Raw genomic sequence first — 20,799 nt, 5'->3', positions numbered from 1 at the left:
TTCTCTATTTTTAATGCCAGCCTTCGGGAAAATACTACCGGAGAATTCGTCTTTGCCTATTCCGCAAAATACTTGTAGCTCGTTTTCTTTAATTCCTTCAGGGAATGAAGAACCGCGTACTTCGGGTTTCCAAGCGTTTCTGCGGCCTCCTGGACGAATCTGGACAATTCATCTTCACTTTGGGCATGGAACATCCCGTAAACATTGTAGGGAAATCCTTCAAAAGGTGGACGTTCGTAGCAGTGAGACACATGAGGGTTGGCCGCCAATTTTGCACCAGCCTCGGAGGCATTTTCCCCTACATCAAAGCAGACCATGGCATTGTAAGGGAAGCCCGCCTGCTGATGACGCAGGACAGCGCCAAAACGACGCATGCGTTTTTCAGAAATATCCCTACGAGCACAATCCAAGAAATCAACAAAGCACATTGATTCGCACAATCTCGCGTTCTGGAACACATCCTTAAACGGAGTCAGAGTATGAGGAATATCGCCGCTCAGCAAACGAATTCGGATTTTGTCTTCATGCGTCAGCAGCTGATGTTGAGTTTCCCCAGCATGACCCATAGGGTTTGTTCCTGAAGATTTCTGCGAACAGGACTGCCGAGTCATCACGGTATTGATCTTGAACATTTTCCTGGCAGGCATGGAATGGACGTCATGCAAAGCAGTCAACCCGCAGAGATTTTCAATAATGGTCTGGAGCGCCGTTTCATTTTCCGCAATCACGGTAAACCACACATTGTATTCGTGAGAGCGAATGTAATTGTGGGTAATAGCGGAAATTTCCATGACAGTAGCGGCAAACTGGTCCAGCCGATTTTCGGGAACTTTTCCTGCACACAGGCGACTGACCAGACCAAGACGCTTCGTGTCGTACACGCCCCCAATGCGACGGATTACGCCCGAGGAACGCAAGGATTCGACAACATCAAAAACCTGCTGTTCAGAACAACACCGCAAATGCCGACATCCATCAGCAAGACTTGCAGCACTCCTATTCAGCAAATCCGCAATAGCAGCATAAGGGCGCTCCACGACAGGAAAGCCATCTTGGATAACATCAAGAATACGTTGTTCTAAATCCGACATTCTCTCGTCTAAATCACCACTTCGTCGTCAGTCAAGTAGCAGGCCGGATCCATTTCCCAGAAGTCGCCCGTAACAGCTTCTGCACGGGTACGGAAGTTACCATTGCAGAGATTCAGGAAGGCGCACTTGGGGCAACGTCCCTTCAGGAGGGGCTTGCGGTTCTTGAGGCCAGCCATAATGGGATTGGATTCATCCGTCCAGATATCGCCGAACTTGCGTTCACGAACGTTACCCAGGGTAATGTACTGAGTAAACTGGTCCGGATGGACATTGCCAATGCTATCAATGTTACCAAAAGCCATGCCGCTGCGGTTACCGCCATTACACTGAATCAGTTCAAGAATCTTCTTGGCGCGTTCCGGATCTTCTCGTTTCATGCGCTGATAGAGGTACACTGCATCAGCGTGATTATCCACCGTCAGGATTTCCTTGTTCAGGCCACGCTTCTTGAAATCAAGAACGCGATCAATAATCAGGTCCATTACTTCACGGCTTTCTTCATGAGTCAGGTCATGATCCACAATGCCACTGCCTCGGCCACTATAGACCAGATGGTAGAAGCAGGCGCGATCGATATTTTCAGCTTCAATCAGGTCGAAAATGGAATTCAGATCGCGGAAATTGTCCTTGGTGATGGTAAAGCGGAGGCCAACCTTCTGTCCAGTTGCCACGCAGTTACGAATACCGCGAATAGCCAACTGGTAGGCACCTTCCTTACCGCGGAACTTGTCGTGAGTAGACTCGTTCCCATCCAGGCTAATGCCTACATAGCCAACGCCCATATCCTTCAGTTTCTGAGCCACATCCGGAGTAATGCAGGTGCCATTGGTAGAAATGGTGGGGCGAATTCCCTTACTGGCAGCATAATTGGCCAATTCAAAGAAATCCGGACGGAGCAGCGGTTCGCCACCGCTAAACAGAATCACGGGAACGTTAAATTCCGCAAGCTGATCAATGAGAGCCAAGCCTTCTTCGTGGGTAAGTTCGTTCTGATACTTGATAGCTTCAGAACGTGCATAGCAGTGAACACACTTCAAGTTACAGGTCTTGGTGCAATTCCATACCACTACCGGGCCACGGCCTTCAGAAACACCGTTCTTGGATTCGTGAGCCTTGGGGGTGTAACGAAGTTGGTCTCCATAGTTAGGAGCATCCATCAAAAGCTTGGTAATACTGATCATTAAATCACTCGCGGTTTAATTTCTACGGTATCAAATGTAGAAATTATAAACAGCAACAAAAAAAGGCGACAGCCGAAGCCGCGCCTTTCATTAAGAACCTAGATTCTTCGCTTACGCTCAGAATGACTCCAAGAAAACCGATTAAAGCTTTGCAGCATCTCTGGAGATGAACTTCTTGATCTTCTTGTCGCCAATCCACAGCTTCTTGTGGCTCTGGAGATCGGTGAGTTCCAGGTCAACCTGGTAGAAGATTACAGCCTGGCCACCTTCCTGGTCGACGATGGTGTTGATGGAGCCAGTGAGCATCCAGTCTGCGCCAGTTTCCATGCCAAGTTCCTTAGCGGTTTCTTCGGTAGCGTTGCCACGCTGATCCATCACTTCATCACGGAGAGCCTGACGTTCGGTTGCACCGGCAACGAAGTCCACTTCGCCAGAATTGATGAGGACGCGTTCCATATCCTTGATGAAGGTTTCGACGCTGATATGTTCGTGGCTCTTGTTCTTCACCTTGCCAATAACGACAGTGGGAGTACGGCCCATTTCGGCAATAGCCTTGGAAATCTTGCCGCTGTTCAAGCAGCTGGGAATCATTTCTTCGGCAACGAGACGGGAGTCGGTATCATTCCACTTACCGGAAAGGTCAGTAGTAGAACCTGCGTCCAGACGGGTCACCTTCTTGCTATTGCCGCCACCGCAAGCAATCAGGCAAAGACTCATACCCAGAGCGAGAAGACAGAAAAGTTTACGCATGATATTTCTCCTTTAGTAATTTTCTGGTTCAAAAGTTACAAAAATTTTTACATAAAAAAAGACCTCCGACTATAACCGGAGGTCTTTTTTCTTGGAAAGAACCAAAAGTAGAGGTATTACTTGTCAGCGAACTTCTTGGAAGCTGCAGCGACCTTGGGGTCGTTCTGAGCATCCTTGATCTTCTGCTTGATACCGTCTTCAATCTGCTTCTTCAGCTTTGCAGCGAGTGCAGGGAAACGATCTTCGAGAGAATCGCTGAACACCTTGGGAGCCTTAGCAGCCGGAGCCTTAGCACCGAACTTGCCACCACGCTTACCATTGAACGGACGCTTGCCACCCTTCTTGAAGGGAGCCTTCTTCTTATCGGCAGCCTTAACTTCAGTCTTTGCTTCTACCTTAGCTTCTGCAGCTTCAACCTTAACTTCTTCAACTTTTTCTTCTGCCATGATATACCTCTTGTAATAATGTTAATTGACGGGCCAAAGATAATAAAAAATTTACCCTCTGTCTATGTTCGATTTTCCAGCCAATGGGCCAAAACTGTAATATCGGCAGGGCGGACCCCCGGAATTCTGCTTGCCTGGCCCAAAGTGAGGGGCTTTTGAGCATTTAAGCGCTGGCGACTTTCAATACTGATGGCCGAAATGGCCATATAATCCAAATCCGGGGACAATTTTACGGATTCCATCTTCTTCTGGTCGTCAATTTCGCGGGCCTGACGGTCAAAGAATCCGGCATAAATTTCTTCCGCGTACATGTTCCACTGGTCGCGACGAGAGATTTCCACATCCGGCAAAGCCACCTTGAAAAATACTTCAGGGTCAATTCCCGGACGGCGGAGCACGTTCATCCAGCGGGTTCGTTCCGTTGCAAGCGCCTGGCCCCCAGCTTCAAGAACCTTGTTGGCCTCTTCCGGCAGGGCGGATTCGCTAGACAGACGCACCTTCAGGTCTTCCATCAGCTGCTTACGGCGGATCCAGTCATCATAATCCACAGGAGAAAGCATTCCAATTCGCTTTGCATGCTCCTTCAGGCGGGCATCCGCATTGTCACTACGGAGGAACAGACGGTATTCCGCACGGCTGGTGAACATACGGTAGGGCTCATCCAGAAGGACATTGACCAGGTCGTCCACCATGACCCCCAGGTAGCTTTCGGAACGTCCAAGAATGAGGGGTTCCTCCCCCTTCACCTTAAGGGCAGCGTTAATGCCAGCCATCAGGCCCTGACCAGCGGCTTCTTCGTAACCACTGGTACCGCAAACCTGACCGGCAAAATAAAGGCCCGGCACGTTCTTGCATTCAAAAGTCGGGTAAAGCTGGGTTGCATCCACGGAATCATATTCCACCGCATAACCGATTTGCAGCACGCGGGCACGGGTCAAACCAGGAATGGTATGAATAGCGGCCAGCTGGATATCCGCAGGCAGGCTGGAGCTAAATCCGTTAATATACACGCGTCCAATGTCGGCCTGTTCCGGTTCCAGGAACAGCTGATGACCATCACGGTCCCCAAAGCGATTAATCTTGTCTTCGATACTGGGGCAGTAACGAGGGCCCTTACCGTGAATACGACCGCTGAACATGGGGCTATCCTTGAAACCGCTACGAAGGATATCGTGAGTCTTGATGTTCGTTCGGGTAATCCAGCAAACACAATCGTTACGAACAAAATGATTCTTAGGGTCGCCCCAGAAATAGTCCGCATTAAAGCCTGGAACAGAATTATCCAGATGGCGGTCGCTCATAGGCCAAGGGCAATCATCCCCACGCTGAACTTCGCACTCATTGAAATCAATGGAATCAGGGTCCAGGCGGCTGGGAGTGCCAGTCTTCAAGCGACGCAGCGCCACTCCAAAACGTTGGAGACATTCAGACAGTTTATCAGAACTAGGCTCCCCTACTCGACCACCGATACTGGATTCCAGACCGGTAAACATTTTCGAAGCAAGGAAGGTTCCACTCGTAATAACAATAGACTTGGTAATATAACGTTTGCCATCCAGCAAAGTCAATTCCAGTCGTCCATCTTCCATACGTTCAAAAGAGGCCAATTCACCCTGAAGTACATCCAGGCCAGGAAGGCTTGTAATCACTTCCTTGGCAACCTCACTGTAATACTTCATGTCGCACTGGGCTCGAGGGCCCCATACAGCAGGCCCCTTACTCATGTTCAACATACGGAACTGAATACCGGCCTTATCCGTGAGCAAGCCCATAAGGCCTCCCAGCGCATCGATGTCGCGGACAATCTGGCCTTTAGCAACACCACCTACAGCGGGATTGCAGCTCATTCGTCCAATAGCGTCAATATCCATGGTAAGCATGGCTGTCTTGACGCCCATTTTCCAGGCGGCGTGCGTAGCTTCGATACCAGCATGGCCACCACCGATTACAACAACATCATATTGCGCAAGAATTGCACTCATATCAAACTCGAACAGATTTCAAAAAACAAGGCGCGCCATCACTGAGAAGGCGCGCCCAAATTTCATCTACTACTTTGCAGCGGGAGCAGGTGCGGCAGCAGGAGCTTCATCCGTCTTAGGAGGTTCCGGATTCCAGACAACAGGAGTACCCTTCAGGAGAGCTTCAATATCGCTCTTCATGGTTTCCTTGTCGTTTTCGAAGGCAGCGTAAAGCTTGTAGGTGCCATCGGGGTTCACCACATAGAGCTTGGGAACGTAGCCGTCGCTATAGAGTTCACCAAAGATACGGGTTTCATCCCAGACCACGTTCATTTCGTCACCCCACTTGGCGTTGTCCATAAACTTGCGGATACCGGTCTTGTTGTTTCCACCGCTAGCAACAGCAATAGTGGTCAGGCCCTTGTCAGCAAAAGCCTTGGCAATTTCATAAACCTGGGGAGCTGCATGCTGGCAGTGGCCACAAGTTGCAGAGAAGTAGAATACCAGGAGGGACTTACCAGCATAAGAGCTCAAGTCTTCCACCTTGTTCGTGATGCCGGTAACCTTAACGGTGTAATTCATCTTCTGGGGCATGCCGTTGGCAAGAGTATCACCCTTGAAAGACTTCACCTTTTCCATCAGGGCATTTTGTTCATCCTCAAACTTCTTACGGGCTTCAGCTCGCTTTTCTTCGGCCTTCTTCTGGTAACGGAGGCCGATAGCTTGCAGAGTATCCTGCGGGATCTGCATGATGAAACTGGAATCCTTGACCTTGGCAATAGCATCGCGAATACCCAGGATGTAGTAGTTGTAATCCAGGGTCATTTCCAGGACCTTGCCCACGGAAAGAAGCTGAGTATCGAACTGCAAGCCAAGCAGATAGGACATCTTCAGGTTGTTGCTAGATTCCATAGAAAGTTTCATGGGAATACCAGACTGAGGGTCAGCCGGATTGATGGGCAGAGTGTTCTGAATAGAATCAACATAAGCCTGGATCTTAGCATAGTCACCATTGAAGCTGGCAAGAGTTGCGCTATCCGGACGAGCCTTTTCGGAACGTTCACGAGCAATTGCATAGTATTGATTGTTCAGCGCATGGAGAGTATCGATAGGAATCTGGAACTTGAAAGAGGTATCAGCAACAGCCTTTTCGTTATCCAGAATACCCTGAACCAGAGCATCTACATGGATTTCTTCGCCCATCTGGCGAGGAATGGTAGTTGCGCTCTGACCTGCAAACTGAGCACCCAGCATGTATGCGAACTTCTGATCGTCGGTGGTTTTATCGTTCACCTTTACCACGTCAGAATTACTTTCGGTATTGCAAGCTACAAAAGCGAGGGCAAGAGTTCCCAGCGCAAGCTTCTTAATATTCATCTTTGACTCCTTATCAAGTATAACCCAACAGACGGTTATACCTCGTTTTTTCGTAGGGAAATATAAAAAAAATCACGATACCGGGCAAAAAAGCCTTAAAACGCAAGTAAAATAAAGTCAATAATCGTGCTGTAAAAAAAAGATTTTCTTATATTCAGTAAAAATTCTGAGGAGATATATGAAAAAGTTTACTAAGATGCTTGCTTTTGCTAGCCTTGCCTCCCTGGCAGTCCTTTCTGGCTGCAGCGATGCAGAAGAACCAGATCCTACCAAGGCAGAACTGTGCGCCGCAGGCGTCAGCCGCGATTGCCTCATGGGTACCTGGAATTTCAATGGCGTCGTCAGCAGGGAAAAGAAGGATTATGCGGAAGGCCTGAACTTTAGCGGAGCACCAGGTTCCCTGCAGTTCTACGTGGACAAGGAAAAAAAGTCTACCGGCGCAGTGGTCAAGACCGACATGTTTAAGTTGGCCCTGTCCCCCAACGACATGAACTACGGCAATCCCGACTGTAATCCCATCGAAGGTATGTTCAACGTAGAAGGCCCTACAGTCAAGCTGTCCATTACCCGTGGCAACCTGTGCATCGGTAAGAAGACTCTTAGCTTCGACCCGACCATGACCAACGATGGAGCAACAATCAAAATGGACGTGGGTCGCGTCTGGCTGACCGCCAACCAGGTGACCACCTCTCTTGGCGTCAAGGAAGATTTCCTTTCCTTCTACACCGAAGTCTACTCCATTCCCGCAAACCAGAAATAACAAGAAAAGAGCCGAACTCAGTTCGGCTTTTCTTTACAGAGTCCAGCGGTTCAGCTCGTAGTCTTCTAGAGTTTTCCGCGCAAGAGCAGCCTTCCCTTCCAGGGGCTGCTTTTTTATTCTCGCAAGGAAATGTCCCACGGTTTCTCCTGCGTCCCGGCGAAGTTCCACGCGAGAAAGCTGGTACTCCGCCTGCGTCAACTTACGGGCCCACTCCTTGGCCAATGCGGAATTAGCGGAAATATTCCTAGGCTTATGACGGTGAGCGACATAAACCCGACGGCCAACCAACGTAAGGACTAGCAGGAAAATAATCCCGTAAGTCAAGGGGCTATCTGACGCAGTCTGAACATAATTTTGCCAGCTGTCTAGAGCGTTTCTCCACTCCCCTTCCTTAAGGGCATGGCTCCACTTGGCAAATCTTGCCTGAACACCTTCTAAGAAATTGGCAATCCAGGACGGTTCAACTTCCTTTCCATTGACAATGACTGGCGTCGGGTCAAAGATGTACCAGGAGTTACCCACATAGGCTTCCACCCAGGAATGAGCGTTTTTCCTTCGGTAAATTCCATAGGGGCTCCCTTTGGAAATCTCAGGCCGGGCAAAGCCTGTTACATAACGAGCGGGAATTCCCATGCGTCGTAAAACCAATACCGACAAAGAGGCATAATATTCACAATAACCTTGCTTATTTTTCCAAAATACATAGAGGGGATCAATCCGTCCACTGGAATAACGCCGGTTTTCTAGTCCCGGAATTTGCAGGGAGTACTGGAAATTTGCGGAAAAATAATCGTTTACTTTTTCCAGGACTACAAATCCAGAATCGCCGCGTAAGTTCATCGCATCAACAACGCTATCAACTAGACTTTCATAAAGACGAGAAACGTGCAGGTCGGCAGAATCAGGCTGGGCAAGTTCACTGGGAACAGGGCATTCAGCATTCTTACAGACAAAATAGTTCCAATCGGAACGGGTTCCGTTCTGGTTCAATCCCGTAACCATGCCACCAGAGAAATATTGCAGGGAATCAATATCCTTCGCAGAAAAACCTACAGCACCATTAGGCGCAAACAGGAAACCGAAATTATCCAACGTAGATTGCACCCAAATTCGTTCCGCACCCTGACGGGTTATGGAATCCACCACTTCCATCACAGGATAATCCACCTGGTAGTAGCTTGGAGTAAGAGTCTTCGCAGGAGTCCGTGGTAGTTTCCATGATCCTACGGAGTATGTAGAATATCGAGCGGCCACCATGTACTTAGGGGGATTCTCATCCCACACTCGAAGGACCACCTGATTATTGTATTTGGAATTATAGCTTTCACCAAAAGACCCTAGAGAAGCGATGGGATCAAAACCCATCATTCGATTTTTCTTCTCGTATTCGGCAGCCCATCCACCACCACCATTACGGTTGTTTTTCCAATGCTGCCATCCACCATAGGAGATTCCTCCAAGTGCGGCAAACAACAGCAGAAAAAGGATATACTTGTAGAAAGCGGTTCCCCGTCTGCTTCCGCTTACCAAAAGAAGCAAAAGTCCTGTGAGTACAATGGGAAACGTCCCATGGGGTGCCTGGAAGCAGCTGCTCATCAACACAAGCAAGCCATCAAAATGTACAAAGACCTCGAAACCACCATTGCCACGGCTTCGCTCCTGCAAGGCCGTAAGGAACAGGAGGTAAAGTCCAGGCAAGAACACCATAGAAGGGTTCACGCCATTCTGGACCCCAGGGGTGATCATCCAATACATCGCCAGAGGAACAATGGCCAAATAGACAGGAAGTTTCTTGAATTTCGGACGTTTGGAAAAATCCCTACGGCTAGAAGTATTCTGGACTCCGACAACCAGGAAATAAAGTGCAAATAGAATTCCAAGCCAAATACAGCCAAAAGTATTCCCAAAGTTTAGGGAAGTCAGGCAAAGGAACAACACCCTAGCCACATAGCGCACATCTACAATTTCATGACGAATCACAGGTTCACCTCCTTCTCCCGGTCGAGAGCGGAGGCTATTTCTGCGGAATCCACAAAGAGAGTATTATCCGGATGTTCCGACTTAAAGTCAGGATTCTTACTGGAGGAAACGATGATGTGCTTATGGATTAGCGCATCATCCTTCGGGTAAAGGCCAATGCGAAGTACCGGATCCATCGGGCGTGCCGCTGGGGACCAGGGGCCAGACTTTTTCCCACCGACAATCCTTGCGGGCGCAATGCGGGAAAGAGATTCAAGCAGGCTTTCCATACGGTCATGACCAGCAAGCCCCTGAATGGAAATTTCCTCGTCATCAATGAAGAAACGTCCTAAAATATTCTGATCCAACATCCAGCGTCCTATACCTGCTGCAAGCCGCATGGCATCTTCCAGATAGGCACGGCTGGACATGGAGGGAGCCACCGTATCAAGCACGAGGATTGCACCGGCGCCTCGCTCCGTCTCGAATTCCTTGGTGAAGGGGCGGCCATATCGGGCAAAAGCCTTATGATGCAAATCCCTCAGGGAATCTCCTTCCCGGTATTCGCGAACCCCAACAAAGTTCATGCCCCGAGTAAGGCTAGGCATCAGAAGAGGAGCAAATACAGCCCCGCTTGCTCCAGAAGTCAAAAAAGGAAATGCCCCCACCTTTACCGGACGAGGATACACCAGCAATTCAGATGTTCCCTGAAAATCAAAGGGATTGCGAAGCAGGCCCATAATTTCAGGCACACTTGCAGAAATATTCTTCAGCGGGAACGCCCCTCTACGGGTCGTACGGATAAAGCATTCCAGCTTTTTCGAGCCATCCTTAATGGAGATGGAGGTATAATCCATTTCCTCGCATTTAAGGGACGGATCCAATCGGAAACAGGACAACAAGACAGAATCTACAGAAGATTTATGAACGGAAACCACCGCAGAAACCTTGGATGTCTGACCTTCAAAAACAGGCGTTACAGAAACATCATCTATGGAAATTTTCGTAAGGCGAGCAGTCGCAAAAAGGGAAAGAACCATTCCCAGGAACAGCAAAAAGTCCAGACCGCAAAACACCCAGGCAGCCCAAAAACCAGGAATACCACCCGCCATCATCGCCACAGGGAAAAGTGCAGCAGCGGCGCGACCTGGGGAGGTAAAGTATTCTTGCCAGAAATAGTACAGACGCATCAGGAGCCCCGGACGCTTGGGCGCACGGGGAACCGCATCTGCAAACCATTTAAGGAAGGAAAACATTGGCGAACCCTATTTCGGGATGCTTACGTTCTTCAGGATATTCTGCAAGATATTTCTAGACGCATCCGGCGTCGCACTGTCCTTTGCGAAAACGCGATGTTCCATGACCGGGAAAAACACGCGCTGAATATCATCCGGATTCACAAAATCCCTGCCCTGAATAAAGGCGCAAGCCTGCGCCATACGCACAAGATTCAAACCTGCACGAGGACTTGCCGCCAGGCGTACTCCCCCGTCATTTCGGGATGCCTGCACCAGAGCCACAATGTAGCGTTCCAGGGATTCCTCGATATGAACTGCAGAAACCTTCTTGCGGGCAGCAAGAATTTCATCCGGAGTAGTCACCGCCATAACACTATCGATAGGGCGGCTTTCACGATGGGAACGCAGAATATCCAGTTCCGTTTCCGCAGTAGGATACCCGACGGAAATACGAACCATGAATCGGTCCATCTGGGCTTCCGGCAGCGGGAACACCCCATGAAATTCCACCGGATTTTCCGTAGCCAGCACCATGAACAATTCAGGAAGCTTGTGACGTTCCCCTTCCAGGGAAACCTGACGTTCTTCCATGGCCTCCAGCAAGGAACTCTGGGTTCTCGGAGATGCACGGTTGATTTCATCCGCCAGAAGGATTTGAGTAAAGACAGGCCCCTTCTTGATTTCAAAATCTCCAGTATTAGCCTTAAATACAGCACCACCTGTCACATCGGCAGGCAAAAGATCAGGAGTAAACTGAATACGTGCGAAATCAGCACCACAGGCCGCCGCAAGAGCTTTGCTTAAAGTGGTCTTCCCTGTACCAGGCACATCTTCGATCAACACATGACCATCCGCCAGAAGAGCCATGGTCAAAAGTTCTACCGTATCGTTCTTGCCCAGCAAGACGTTATTCAAAGCATTCATTAAAGATTTGATCATGCTATAAATATAATGCTTTTAAAAAAACGATGCAGGCCTATATCAGCATGCATCGGTTCTAGATGACAAAGGGAAGGCTATTAGGCTTTCTTCTTAATAGCAAGAAGAGTTACCGCCACAAGGATCAGGATGATTCCTGCCATCAGGCGACCCGTAAGATTTTCTCCAAAAACCATAACGCCAATAACAACGGCAGTCAATGGTTCAAGAGCGCCCATAATGGCTGTAGGTGTAGAGCCAACCAACTTTACCGCCTTGGCCATAAACACCAGGGACATGACAGACGGCACAAGCCCCAGCATAAAGCCCCAGCCCAGCTGGTTTAAATTTGCCGGAACAGGAGGGATTCCAGAACCAAAGGAAATTGAATAAACCAACAAAGACATAAGGCAGAAAAGCATCACATAAAAAGTGAGTTTGACAGAACCCATCTGCAAATCCGCCTTGTTCACAACCACAATATAAATTGCGTAGAAAAGCGAAGACAAGATTACCAACAGAACACCAACGGTACTCAGGGCTTCACCCCCTTCTCCCCCACGATACAGGAGAACCACTCCAGCTAGGGAAAGTCCTATGGACACAGCCACCTTAGCCGTCATTTTTTCCTTAAAGAACAGCCCCATAATCAAGGCCACCTCCATAGGGTAAAGAAACAGCAAGGTGCTGGCAAGTCCTGCACTCATATAATTGAAGGAGGCAAAAAGCATCAAGGCACAGGCTGCAAAAAGTATTCCTAGAATAATCAGTACAGGGAGTTCCCTTTTCTTGACGCAGAATGTCTCCGCTAGTGATTTTTTCTTCGTTGATCCTTTTCCGCCAAAGACCATCAGCAAGGCAAGAAGGAGTACCGCCCACGCAAAACGATAGCAGAGAACGGTATCAGGAGAAAAGCCTTCCTTATACAAATGTAGAGCACCCAAAGGATTGGTGCCGTAGCTAACACCAGCAAGGCAGCCAAAAACAAAACCCTTCAAGGATGATGTCCTTGACTCCTTTTCAAAATTTTCTTTTGCGCTTGGCGCCATCAGCCCTAGTCCCTAGATCCTAGCCCCTAGCCCCTAAACTACTACATCGCGAACTTTGTTGCATCTGCCAGCTGGACGCTAGCAATACGGGAAATACCCTTAATTTCCTGGGTCACACCATAGAGCATATCGGCTTCAGCCATGGTACGCTTGTTATGGGTCACCACGATGAACAAGGTCTGCTTACTGAATTCACGGAGAAGAGCCATGAAACGACCGACGTTTGCATCATCCAGAGGACCATCCACTTCGTCCAGCACGCAGTAGGGAGACGGTTTTTCCATATAGATGGCGAACAGCAATGCCGTTGCGGTCAAGGCGTGTTCACCACCGGACAAAGCCTTGATGCCACGCATCTTCTTGCCGGTAGGACGGACGTTGATTTCGATGTCCGCATCCAGGATATCCATGGGCTTGCCCATTTCGTCCACTTTTTCCACAAGGCTCATCTTGGTTTCGCCGTTCAGGAACAGTTTACTGAACACAAACTGGAAGTTTTTCTGAATACGGTTGAAAGTATCCAGATAACGCTGGCGGGCGATATCATCCAGCTTGGTAATGGTACGGTCAAGGCTTGCACGGGCGCGGTCCAGATCGTCGAACTGCTTTTCCACTTCTTCCAGGCGCTTCTTTTCGTCTTCGTAATCTTCCATCACGTTGACGTTGATGGGCCCCAGATCCTTGATCCTGCCACGAAGTTCGCGGATTTCACGATCCGCTTCCGGCTGGCTATATTCCACACGTTCAAATTCATCAGGAGGATTGGACAGGTCGAAGGTATATTCGTTGGTAATGCGTTCCACCAGACGGTCCAAATTAGCCTGCAAGGCTTGCTGACGGCGGTCCACATCATTCAACTCGTGCATTTTCTCGATCATGTCATCACGAAGGCGGTTTACTTCCTTCTGCCAGTCATCCAAATCACCAGAAACCAGTTCGTACTTTTCACGAGCAAGGTCACGCTGATTTTCCAATTCACGAAGAGCGGAATCCTTGGACTGCTGCTGGCCAGCAAGTTCCTGTTCATCCACACGATTCTTCTCGATGGATTCGCTATTGGTCTGGATTTCGCCCATACGAGTGCGATTGGAATTTTCCAAAAACTCAATCTGGTCGTGAATGTTGCTCAAGCGGCTAGAGTTCTGAGTAAGTTTAGCGTTCTTGTCCTGAGCGGCACGTTCCAATTCGCGAACATCCTCTTCCTTTTCGCGGAAGATGGTGTCCTGTTCCGTCAGTTCATCGTTCACACGGGCATAATCAACTTCCACCCGTTCAACTGCGGCGTTTGCTTCGTTCAGTTCAACATCGCTATTCTTGGAATCAGCAGCTTCCTGAATTTTTGCCTGTGCGTTACGAATTTCACTTTCCAGCTGCCCAATACGGCGGTCGCAACCAGCAATCACGTTGTTCTGAATGGAAACCTGAGCGGAACTACCACGAACGACATCCGTCTTTTCCCGAATTTCATCCACCAGGGAATCCAGCATCTGGACATCTTCATCCACCAGATCCTGGATTCGGGCAATTTCTTCGTTCTGGGTTTCAATATCTGCCAGTACATTTTCCAGCAAGGCATTCGCATCGGCAATTTCGTTCTTGCGGGAAAGAGCTCCAGAGGTAGCCGCACCGCTGGAAACAAGACCGCTGGTACGCACAATGGCGTCAGGGCACACAAAGCAAAGATCCTGGTCCCTCATGCTCTTGGCAAGAGAAATCGCTACATCCAGATTTTCCACCACAAAGTAGCGTGAAAGAATACCGGACAGCCAGGAAGCAATTTCTGCATCGGCGGTAACAAACTTGTTAAGGCAGCCAACCACACCTGCACCATCCACAGAGCCGTTATAGGCAGGAGCGCTATCGCCAACCAGGGCAAGGAGTGCCTGTCCCACATTGTAACCCTTCATGGAGTTCACGATGTCAATTACGGCACTATCGTTGGCAACAATGACAGCATCCATCAAGTCTCCAAGTGCGGCTTCCACATAGGATGCATATTCTGCAGCAGCTTCAATACGTTCAGAAAGAAGTCCACCAATCAGTTCAGCCTTATTTTCCACAAGCCAGCGGCTTGCATCCGTACCTTCATTCGCCACACTCTGGAGCACATCGATACGGGACTGAAGACGAGTCTTCTCGTTAGTCAAATCCTGAAGTTTCTTCTGAGCTTCAGCCAAATCAGCACGTTCACTATCCAGACGTTCTTCGCGGGTGGACTTCTGTTCATTCAGGCGTTCCACATCCTGATTGGCTTCATCAACCTGGCGCTGGATATCCTGCAGCTTTTCATTCGCTTCGGATTTCTGACCGTTAAGGGTAGCCAGTTCGCCGTTCCATTTTTCCAGATTTCCCTGCAAAATGGAGGATTCTGCATCCATACGTTCAAAGCGGCTCTTCAAGGCATTTGCCTTCTGGGTAGCTTGCAAACGTTCGTTGGACAGTTCCCTGGACTGCTGGCGCAAGTCATCCAGCTTATCACGCATGACCTGGAGAGTTTCACGTTCCCGTTCCAGCAGGGCGTTCATTTCGTCCATGTCGCTATCGGAACTGAGAACTCGATTTTCTTCTTCCAGTCGGCCCTGCTCGTCTGTCAGGTCCTGGATCTTAGTCTGGTTCTGATTGATTTCATCCTGAGCCTTATCGTTGGCATTTTCCAGGGTGGAAATCACATCACGGATACGCATAATGCGGTTATCCAGATCGTTCAACTCGATGGTTGCCGTCTGGACAGCACGTTCCAGGTCGCGATAGGCGGTTTCGTCTTCGCTGATCAAAAGCTTCTTTTCGTCAATCTTCGTCTGAAGGACGGTTGCGTTCGTCTTGGCCGTTTCCACCTCGTGATTCATACGTTTGGTGGTCGTTTCCAGCGTACCAAGACCTTCCTTCATGTCTTCAAACTTGTCGATACTGACAGACAAGTCCAGTTCACGAAGACGCTTGCTCAAACGCTTATACTCGTTAACCTTTTCTGCCTGAGTTTCGTACTGACGTACAGAACGGCGGACACTGCGCAGGTTGTCTTCCACACGGTCCATATCCATCTGGACTCGTTCCAACTGGCGGCGGGTTTCCTTGCGCTGCTGCTTATACTTGCTCACGCCAGCAGCTTCTTCAAAAAGAACTCGGCGGTCATCGGCCTTATCCGAAAGAACGGCCTTGATCATGTCGGCGTTCATCTGGGAGTAGGTACTGGAACCCAAACCAGAGTCAAACAACAAGGCATGGACGTCGCGAAGACGGCATTCCTGGTTATTAATCAGGTATTCACCCGTACCGTCTCGATGGACACGACGGGTAACAATCACTTCGGAATATTCAGAATTCAAGGTTCCATCGCTATTATCGATCACAATGGAAACTTCTGCAAGACTCATAGCGGCACGTTCTTCCGTACCACTGAAAATCACGTCCTGCATCTTGCCCATACGGAGTGCCGCGGCCTTCTGTTCGCCAAGCACCCAACGGATCGCATCCGTAATGTTGGACTTACCACAACCATTGGGACCCACCACAGCGGTAAGACCCTTCGTCGGGAAGTTCACTTCAGTCCTCTGAGCAAAGGACTTAAAACCAAAAATCTTTAACTTTGTAATCTGCACAGCAGTCCAAAGATAGTTCTTTTACTTGAACGTATAGACCAAAGAATCGTCTTCAGCAGTGATTTTAAGATACATACTACCGCCAGAAATCTCCATTTTTCGGATATTCTGAAGCGTATCTCCATCAGCCTTGCCATAACGAAGACGAATATTGAATTCGCCCACCCAGTCCGCAGCAGCTACATGGCTACGATCGCCCGGTTCAATACTTTCATCGATCCACTTTTCATAGGTGGAACTATCCTCCGAAAGCACATCCAGGGAGTAAATGGTCATATCTTCCATACCATTTTCCACCTGGAGACGACTTTCCGTATCCATAAACCAGTGCGATAGACACCCCGTCATGGAAAGAGCAGGGAGAAGAAGAAATGATAAAGCAAAAATCTTACGCATTACTTGTTCCCTCCATTTTCAAAACGGATACCAGTAGCCTCCAGGGACTTCTCCTTAGGCTTATTCTTTTCCTTCAGGATATTTGTTTCCATAGGAGTTGCCTGAGGAGCTCCTCGGCCAAAGACCATGCCATCCAGATAATCCAGGCTCACCTTGAATTCAACAAGGAAAGTCCCCTTGGAACCAAAGAAATGATCATAGTCATAAGAAGAATTGTAAGCAATACGGGCAAACACCAAATCGATGGCACCACCCCATAGCAAATCCTTAGAACCGCTACGAATGCCACGACGAATGCAAGTTGCTTCCATGCCGAAAAGTCTGGAAGGGTCTGGATAATATTTCAACGCAGCAGAATGGAATTCTACATCAGGCAGGAAGTCGTAGGCGATTTCCCCATAAACACGCTGGTTATAGAGGTTCTGATTCCAGATGACTCTAAGGCGGTTCTCTTCCTCATCGCCATTATAGTAGCCGACATCAATGTTGGGCAGATAATCCCTCCAGCCCTTGTACTTGATGATTTTGTCTTCAAGTATGGAACGGTGCTCCAAATCCAAAGACAGATGAACGCTCTGCCAGTCCGTCTTATAGAAGTTACCGCTCACACTTACCTTTCCAAAACGCAAGTAAGCCCAGCTATATGCCAAAGAGTCGTTTTCCTTCCCATACACAACACCTACATGTTCCATGTTCTGGTGCTGCATACCGGCGGCAACTCCGAAATAATTTTTTCGGTCGGCATAGGTAACGCCCCAGGTAGTTACAGATCGCTGAATGGAAAAATCATTGTACTGAGGGAAAAAGAAGAAATCTTCCCCATCCCAACCGGAACGATCAAACCAGAGCAAGGCCCCCAGATACTTCTGCGGGGCGACTTCCCCAGCGGCAAATGCCCCCAAATGATGCCTAAAGGCAAAACCATCGTGTACCCCATATTGGCTTTTCAGGGGATTCTGATCGGAAAACGGTGTATAGTAGAATCCGAAATCCATATAGCCGCCACGACCAGCAAGCAGCACATCTCCAATTTCCATCAATTGGCGGTCACGGGTAACTGCACCATTTTTTGAAAGAGCTTCAGTTGAAATGCCATCGGCATAACTAGCAATAGAGCCAGCCAATAACGCCAGGATAAACTTCATTGTGTTTCGCAATTGCATGTAGAAAATGTAGCATAAATCACGGAACCTTTTTTATATTTGCGGTCATGACAGAACAAGAAAAAGCTTTGATTGCCGCATGGAGCGACCACTCTCGCATGTGGAAAGACAACAAGTGGGTCTATCCCGTCATTAGTCGTAGAGCTGGAGGCTTATCCATTGGCGTCAATCTAAATCCTGACCACAAATGTTCCTTTGCCTGCGCCTATTGTCAAAGCGGTCCCCAGGAAGGTCACCCCTCCGTTCCCGTAAATGTGGACGAAGTGGAAAAGGAACTCCGTCAGTTCGTCTTGTTCTACGAATCCGGCGAGTTCGCCAAGTGTGATTTTTTCGGTAAGGTTGCCGACGATAAGAAAATCATCAAGGATCTTTGCCTTTCCGGAGACGGAGAATCCACCATCGTGAAAGAATTCGCAGAAGTCTGCAAGCGCATGCGAATCATCCAGCAAGAGTACCAGGAACGTCATGTCGGTTCCACAGATCCGCTGAACCCAGCCTCTTTCAAATTGCGTCTCATCACTAACGCAAGCCAACTAGGTCGCGATTCCGTGGAAGACGCCCTTTCCATCCTGTTGGAAAATGACGGTGAAATCTGGGCAAAGCTGGACGCCGGTACGGAAGAATGGTACAAGAAAATGAACCGTTCCGCAGTAAAGTTCGACAACATTCTTTCCAATTTGGAAAAGGCAATCCAGCGCCATCCCATCTGCATCCAGACAATGCTCTGTTCCATCAAGGGCGAAACACCTAGCGACGCAGAAATTGAAAGCTACATCCAGAACCTGGCTCGAATTTATAGCACCCGCCCGGAACATTTCGTCGAAGTTCAGCTATACACGGTTATTCGCCAAACGGCAACCCCGGATGTACTCCCCTTGGAAAAGGAATTTATGGAATCCGTCGCTAAGAAGATCACCAGCAAGTTGCCCGTAAAAGTTCGCATTTTCTAGCGGAATCTACCAGAACCATATTTCAAAAGGCACCTTTACAGGTGCCTTTTCTTTTTTACTTCTTTCCAAAAACAACCCCAGGACGTCCTGGGAATCTGAAATACATCTTAATGGAAACACCACCGCCACTTTCCCACAAGTCATCACCTGTAATTGTGGTGTATCCTAATTCCATTCCTATAAAGGACATCATCTCAAAGAAAAAACTTACAGAAAAAGCTGGCCATTCGCTGAAAACGGCTGTACCGCGCAAACCTACCGCAACGTCATACTTATCTGCATCCATTTTAAAGTCTACGCCCAACTCTGCAGAAAGCAAGAAAGCAAGAGATGGAGAAGGCAGCATATCGTTTGCTTCGTCTTCCGACAATCCACCATAATAATCATTGTATCCATCAGACGAAGACGAATCCATGACAAGAGGATCATGAACACCGAAGCCACCGCCTAAGCCCAAAAACACACCACTGCTGGACTTCCAGCCAAAAAATGCCTCTACATAATATTGGCCCAGCATAAAATCAAGACCGGTATCATCGAACGCGGTTTCACTTAGAGGCAAATCCAAACCAAAACCCAGCAGGACCTGGAAATATCCACCCGATTCACTCACCGCACTAGATGAGTTATCCTGAGTCGTTTCTGAAGAATTCACACGGGATTCAGAACGGCGAGGAGTACCTCTAGCCCTTGTGGCAACAGCACTTGGCGCATAGCTATAGTCATCCCCATCCATTTCCCTATAGGAGGTTTCGTAAGACTTACGAGACGCAAACTGGTAAGTATAGCTCACATCGTCATGATAGGGAATCGTCACAGGTACTTCATCAAAATCATCCCCGATGGTAACAGAAGCACAAACAGGAACAGTACCACTATAAGGAGTTCGTCCCACGTATTTTCCATCGATATAAACCGGTTCTTCCACAGGTTCATTATCCCGGGTTGCACTTAAGGTGAGCCCGCCCTTCGCAGCTTTCATCATCCTGTCAAATTTAAGCTGGCTACCCGTTTTCACAGTAACCGTTGCAGACATGGACTCATAACAGTCATTGGTCACCTTCAGATCATAAGATCCAGGCTTCAGACGATTTTCACCCAGTTCAATATAATCACCATCCAAGGTCGCATAAGTAGATGTATTCAAGTAATAATTCTTCTCAAAGGAAGGATCCACATCTAGAATACCAAAGAGAGGTTTCAATCTAAATTCAATAACAGTTCCCTGTTGAACGTCAACAATCGAATCCTTTTTCTGATACATGTCCGCCACAAGAGAAAAACGATGGGAACCCGCCTCCAGCTGGATTTTACAGGGTGTCTCCTTACAATTAGGAACAGGATCTCCATCAACACTCAGGAGAGCCCCTTCAGGATCGCTGTTTACCGGCACAATAACAAAGCGGGACCTTTGTGCAGAATAGGACTCTCCATCAGAAAACTCAGAAAAACCATCCGGTCCTACATAACCAGCGGCATCGTCTTTTCCACGCTTTATTTTCTGGAAAAGTTTGCCCGCTTCACGTTCGATTACATCCAGGAGAGTTACGGCATCATCGCTTGTACCTGTAAAGCTGGAGACCAATTTGCCCGTTTTAGTTTCATACATTTCCACCGTAAGGGTAAGCTTCTCGGCAAAACGTCCCACTCGTGCCTGGGCGATAAAATCAGCAGCAATATTACGTCCAGTTTCAGCAAGGCAACTTCCCTCACATTCCTCGATAGTCTTCCCCGGAGGTAGCATCACTTCGATATTTTCTCGAGTCATGATGCTAAAATCCTGATAGGCAGGCAAGGTCTGGTTCGCAATCTCACGCAGCTTATCCGTTACGAAGAACTTTTCTTCCTTAGTCAATACATCATTCGCAGCCTTGGTTTCAACCACGGCAACCAGGGTCTTGGCGAAAGCCCCTGTCACAAGAATGAACATTAAGAAAAGGAAAAATTTACGCATAAACCAG

General features: G+C 48.5%; 16 protein-coding genes. 2 read left to right on the top strand and 14 right to left on the bottom strand.

Annotated features, from left to right (window positions below; all coding sequences use genetic code 11):
- Window positions 1–56: 56 nt before the first annotated feature.
- The 6 genes from BGX12_RS02615 to BGX12_RS02590 form a co-directional block, all read right to left on the bottom strand.
- Window positions 57–1,091 (bottom strand): Lrp/AsnC family transcriptional regulator, encoded by a 1,035-nt coding sequence (locus BGX12_RS02615; protein WP_109734540.1) that lies wholly within the window; start codon window positions 1,089–1,091, stop codon window positions 57–59.
- Between the two features lie 8 nt (window positions 1,092–1,099).
- The gene (gene nirJ1, locus BGX12_RS02610) at window positions 1,100–2,272 is read right to left on the bottom strand and encodes a putative heme d1 biosynthesis radical SAM protein NirJ1 (RefSeq protein ID WP_109734539.1); all 1,173 of its coding nucleotides are present in this window, start codon (window positions 2,270–2,272) and stop codon (window positions 1,100–1,102) included.
- Window positions 2,273–2,413: 141 nt separating this feature from the next.
- Entirely contained in the window at window positions 2,414–3,022 is a 609-nt protein-coding gene (locus BGX12_RS02605; protein ID WP_109734538.1) for a penicillin-binding protein activator LpoB, read from the bottom strand.
- Window positions 3,023–3,138: 116 nt separating this feature from the next.
- On the bottom strand, window positions 3,139–3,468 hold the full coding sequence (locus BGX12_RS02600) for a hypothetical protein (RefSeq protein ID WP_109734537.1): 330 nt from the start codon (window positions 3,466–3,468) through the stop codon (window positions 3,139–3,141).
- Between the two features lie 62 nt (window positions 3,469–3,530).
- Entirely contained in the window at window positions 3,531–5,450 is a 1,920-nt protein-coding gene (gene mnmG, locus BGX12_RS02595) for a tRNA uridine-5-carboxymethylaminomethyl(34) synthesis enzyme MnmG (protein ID WP_109734536.1), read from the bottom strand.
- A 69-nt stretch (window positions 5,451–5,519) separates the two neighbouring features.
- Window positions 5,520–6,806, bottom strand: coding sequence for an FKBP-type peptidyl-prolyl cis-trans isomerase N-terminal domain-containing protein (locus BGX12_RS02590; RefSeq protein ID WP_109734535.1), 1,287 nt, complete (start codon window positions 6,804–6,806; stop codon window positions 5,520–5,522).
- 178 nt (window positions 6,807–6,984) lie between these two features.
- Here BGX12_RS02590 and BGX12_RS02585 point away from each other — a divergent pair, with 178 nt between their 5' ends.
- The gene (locus BGX12_RS02585) at window positions 6,985–7,566 is read left to right on the top strand and encodes a hypothetical protein (protein ID WP_109734534.1); all 582 of its coding nucleotides are present in this window, start codon (window positions 6,985–6,987) and stop codon (window positions 7,564–7,566) included.
- A 33-nt stretch (window positions 7,567–7,599) separates the two neighbouring features.
- On the opposite strand, the gene BGX12_RS02580 is transcribed toward BGX12_RS02585, so the two are convergent.
- The 7 genes from BGX12_RS02580 to BGX12_RS02550 form a co-directional block, all read right to left on the bottom strand.
- Window positions 7,600–9,546: a transglutaminase family protein gene (locus tag BGX12_RS02580; RefSeq protein WP_109734533.1), complete on the bottom strand. Its 1,947-nt coding sequence runs from the start codon at window positions 9,544–9,546 to the stop codon at window positions 7,600–7,602.
- The gene (locus BGX12_RS02575; RefSeq protein WP_109734532.1) at window positions 9,543–10,781 is read right to left on the bottom strand and encodes a DUF58 domain-containing protein; all 1,239 of its coding nucleotides are present in this window, start codon (window positions 10,779–10,781) and stop codon (window positions 9,543–9,545) included. The genes BGX12_RS02580 and BGX12_RS02575 overlap by 4 nt, the downstream gene beginning before the upstream one ends.
- Window positions 10,782–10,790: 9 nt before the next feature.
- Window positions 10,791–11,702, bottom strand: coding sequence for a MoxR family ATPase (locus tag BGX12_RS02570; RefSeq protein WP_109734531.1), 912 nt, complete (start codon window positions 11,700–11,702; stop codon window positions 10,791–10,793).
- A gap of 80 nt (window positions 11,703–11,782) precedes the next feature.
- Window positions 11,783–12,679 carry a DMT family transporter gene (locus tag BGX12_RS02565; protein ID WP_233246217.1) on the bottom strand — a complete coding sequence of 299 codons (897 nt, stop codon included), beginning with the start codon at window positions 12,677–12,679 and terminating at the stop codon, window positions 11,783–11,785.
- Window positions 12,680–12,771: 92 nt separating this feature from the next.
- Window positions 12,772–16,329 carry a chromosome segregation protein SMC gene (gene smc, locus BGX12_RS02560; protein ID WP_109734529.1) on the bottom strand — a complete coding sequence of 1,186 codons (3,558 nt, stop codon included), beginning with the start codon at window positions 16,327–16,329 and terminating at the stop codon, window positions 12,772–12,774.
- A gap of 21 nt (window positions 16,330–16,350) precedes the next feature.
- Window positions 16,351–16,725, bottom strand: a complete 375-nt coding sequence (locus BGX12_RS02555; protein ID WP_111361552.1) for a hypothetical protein — start codon at window positions 16,723–16,725, stop codon at window positions 16,351–16,353.
- Window positions 16,725–17,888 (bottom strand): hypothetical protein, encoded by a 1,164-nt coding sequence (locus tag BGX12_RS02550; RefSeq protein WP_158278147.1) that lies wholly within the window; start codon window positions 17,886–17,888, stop codon window positions 16,725–16,727. Before BGX12_RS02550 ends, BGX12_RS02555 begins: the two co-directional genes overlap by 1 nt.
- Window positions 17,889–17,935: 47 nt before the next feature.
- On the opposite strand from BGX12_RS02550, the gene BGX12_RS02545 reads away from it, so the two are divergent.
- The gene (locus BGX12_RS02545; RefSeq protein WP_109734526.1) at window positions 17,936–18,838 is read left to right on the top strand and encodes a hypothetical protein; all 903 of its coding nucleotides are present in this window, start codon (window positions 17,936–17,938) and stop codon (window positions 18,836–18,838) included.
- Window positions 18,839–18,893: 55 nt separating this feature from the next.
- Here BGX12_RS02545 and BGX12_RS02540 read toward each other — a convergent pair whose 3' ends face one another.
- Window positions 18,894–20,768, bottom strand: coding sequence for a PEGA domain-containing protein (locus BGX12_RS02540; RefSeq protein ID WP_158278146.1), 1,875 nt, complete (start codon window positions 20,766–20,768; stop codon window positions 18,894–18,896).
- Window positions 20,769–20,799: the final 31 nt, after the last annotated feature.

The organism is Fibrobacter sp. UWR4 (assembly GCF_003149045.1).
GTDB lineage: Bacteria > Fibrobacterota > Fibrobacteria > Fibrobacterales > Fibrobacteraceae > Fibrobacter.
Note: the sequence above shows the minus strand (reverse complement) of the source record. Positions and strands in the feature narration are given on the sequence as shown.

Coding starts and splice junctions, on each gene's coding strand:
- BGX12_RS02550 (WP_158278147.1), bottom strand. CDS start 17,888: ATGCAATTGCGAAACACAATGAAGTTTATCCTGGCGTTATTGGCTGGC.
- BGX12_RS02605 (WP_109734538.1), bottom strand. CDS start 3,022: ATGCGTAAACTTTTCTGTCTTCTCGCTCTGGGTATGAGTCTTTGCCTG.
- BGX12_RS02545 (WP_109734526.1), top strand. CDS start 17,936: ATGACAGAACAAGAAAAAGCTTTGATTGCCGCATGGAGCGACCACTCT.
- nirJ1 (WP_109734539.1), bottom strand. CDS start 2,272: ATGATCAGTATTACCAAGCTTTTGATGGATGCTCCTAACTATGGAGAC.
- BGX12_RS02615 (WP_109734540.1), bottom strand. CDS start 1,091: ATGTCGGATTTAGAACAACGTATTCTTGATGTTATCCAAGATGGCTTT.
- BGX12_RS02540 (WP_158278146.1), bottom strand. CDS start 20,768: ATGTTCATTCTTGTGACAGGGGCTTTCGCCAAGACCCTGGTTGCCGTG.
- BGX12_RS02600 (WP_109734537.1), bottom strand. CDS start 3,468: ATGGCAGAAGAAAAAGTTGAAGAAGTTAAGGTTGAAGCTGCAGAAGCT.
- BGX12_RS02585 (WP_109734534.1), top strand. CDS start 6,985: ATGAAAAAGTTTACTAAGATGCTTGCTTTTGCTAGCCTTGCCTCCCTG.
- BGX12_RS02555 (WP_111361552.1), bottom strand. CDS start 16,725: ATGCGTAAGATTTTTGCTTTATCATTTCTTCTTCTCCCTGCTCTTTCC.
- BGX12_RS02590 (WP_109734535.1), bottom strand. CDS start 6,806: ATGAATATTAAGAAGCTTGCGCTGGGAACTCTTGCCCTCGCTTTTGTA.
- BGX12_RS02570 (WP_109734531.1), bottom strand. CDS start 11,702: ATGATCAAATCTTTAATGAATGCTTTGAATAACGTCTTGCTGGGCAAG.
- BGX12_RS02575 (WP_109734532.1), bottom strand. CDS start 10,781: ATGTTTTCCTTCCTTAAATGGTTTGCAGATGCGGTTCCCCGTGCGCCC.
- mnmG (WP_109734536.1), bottom strand. CDS start 5,450: ATGAGTGCAATTCTTGCGCAATATGATGTTGTTGTAATCGGTGGTGGC.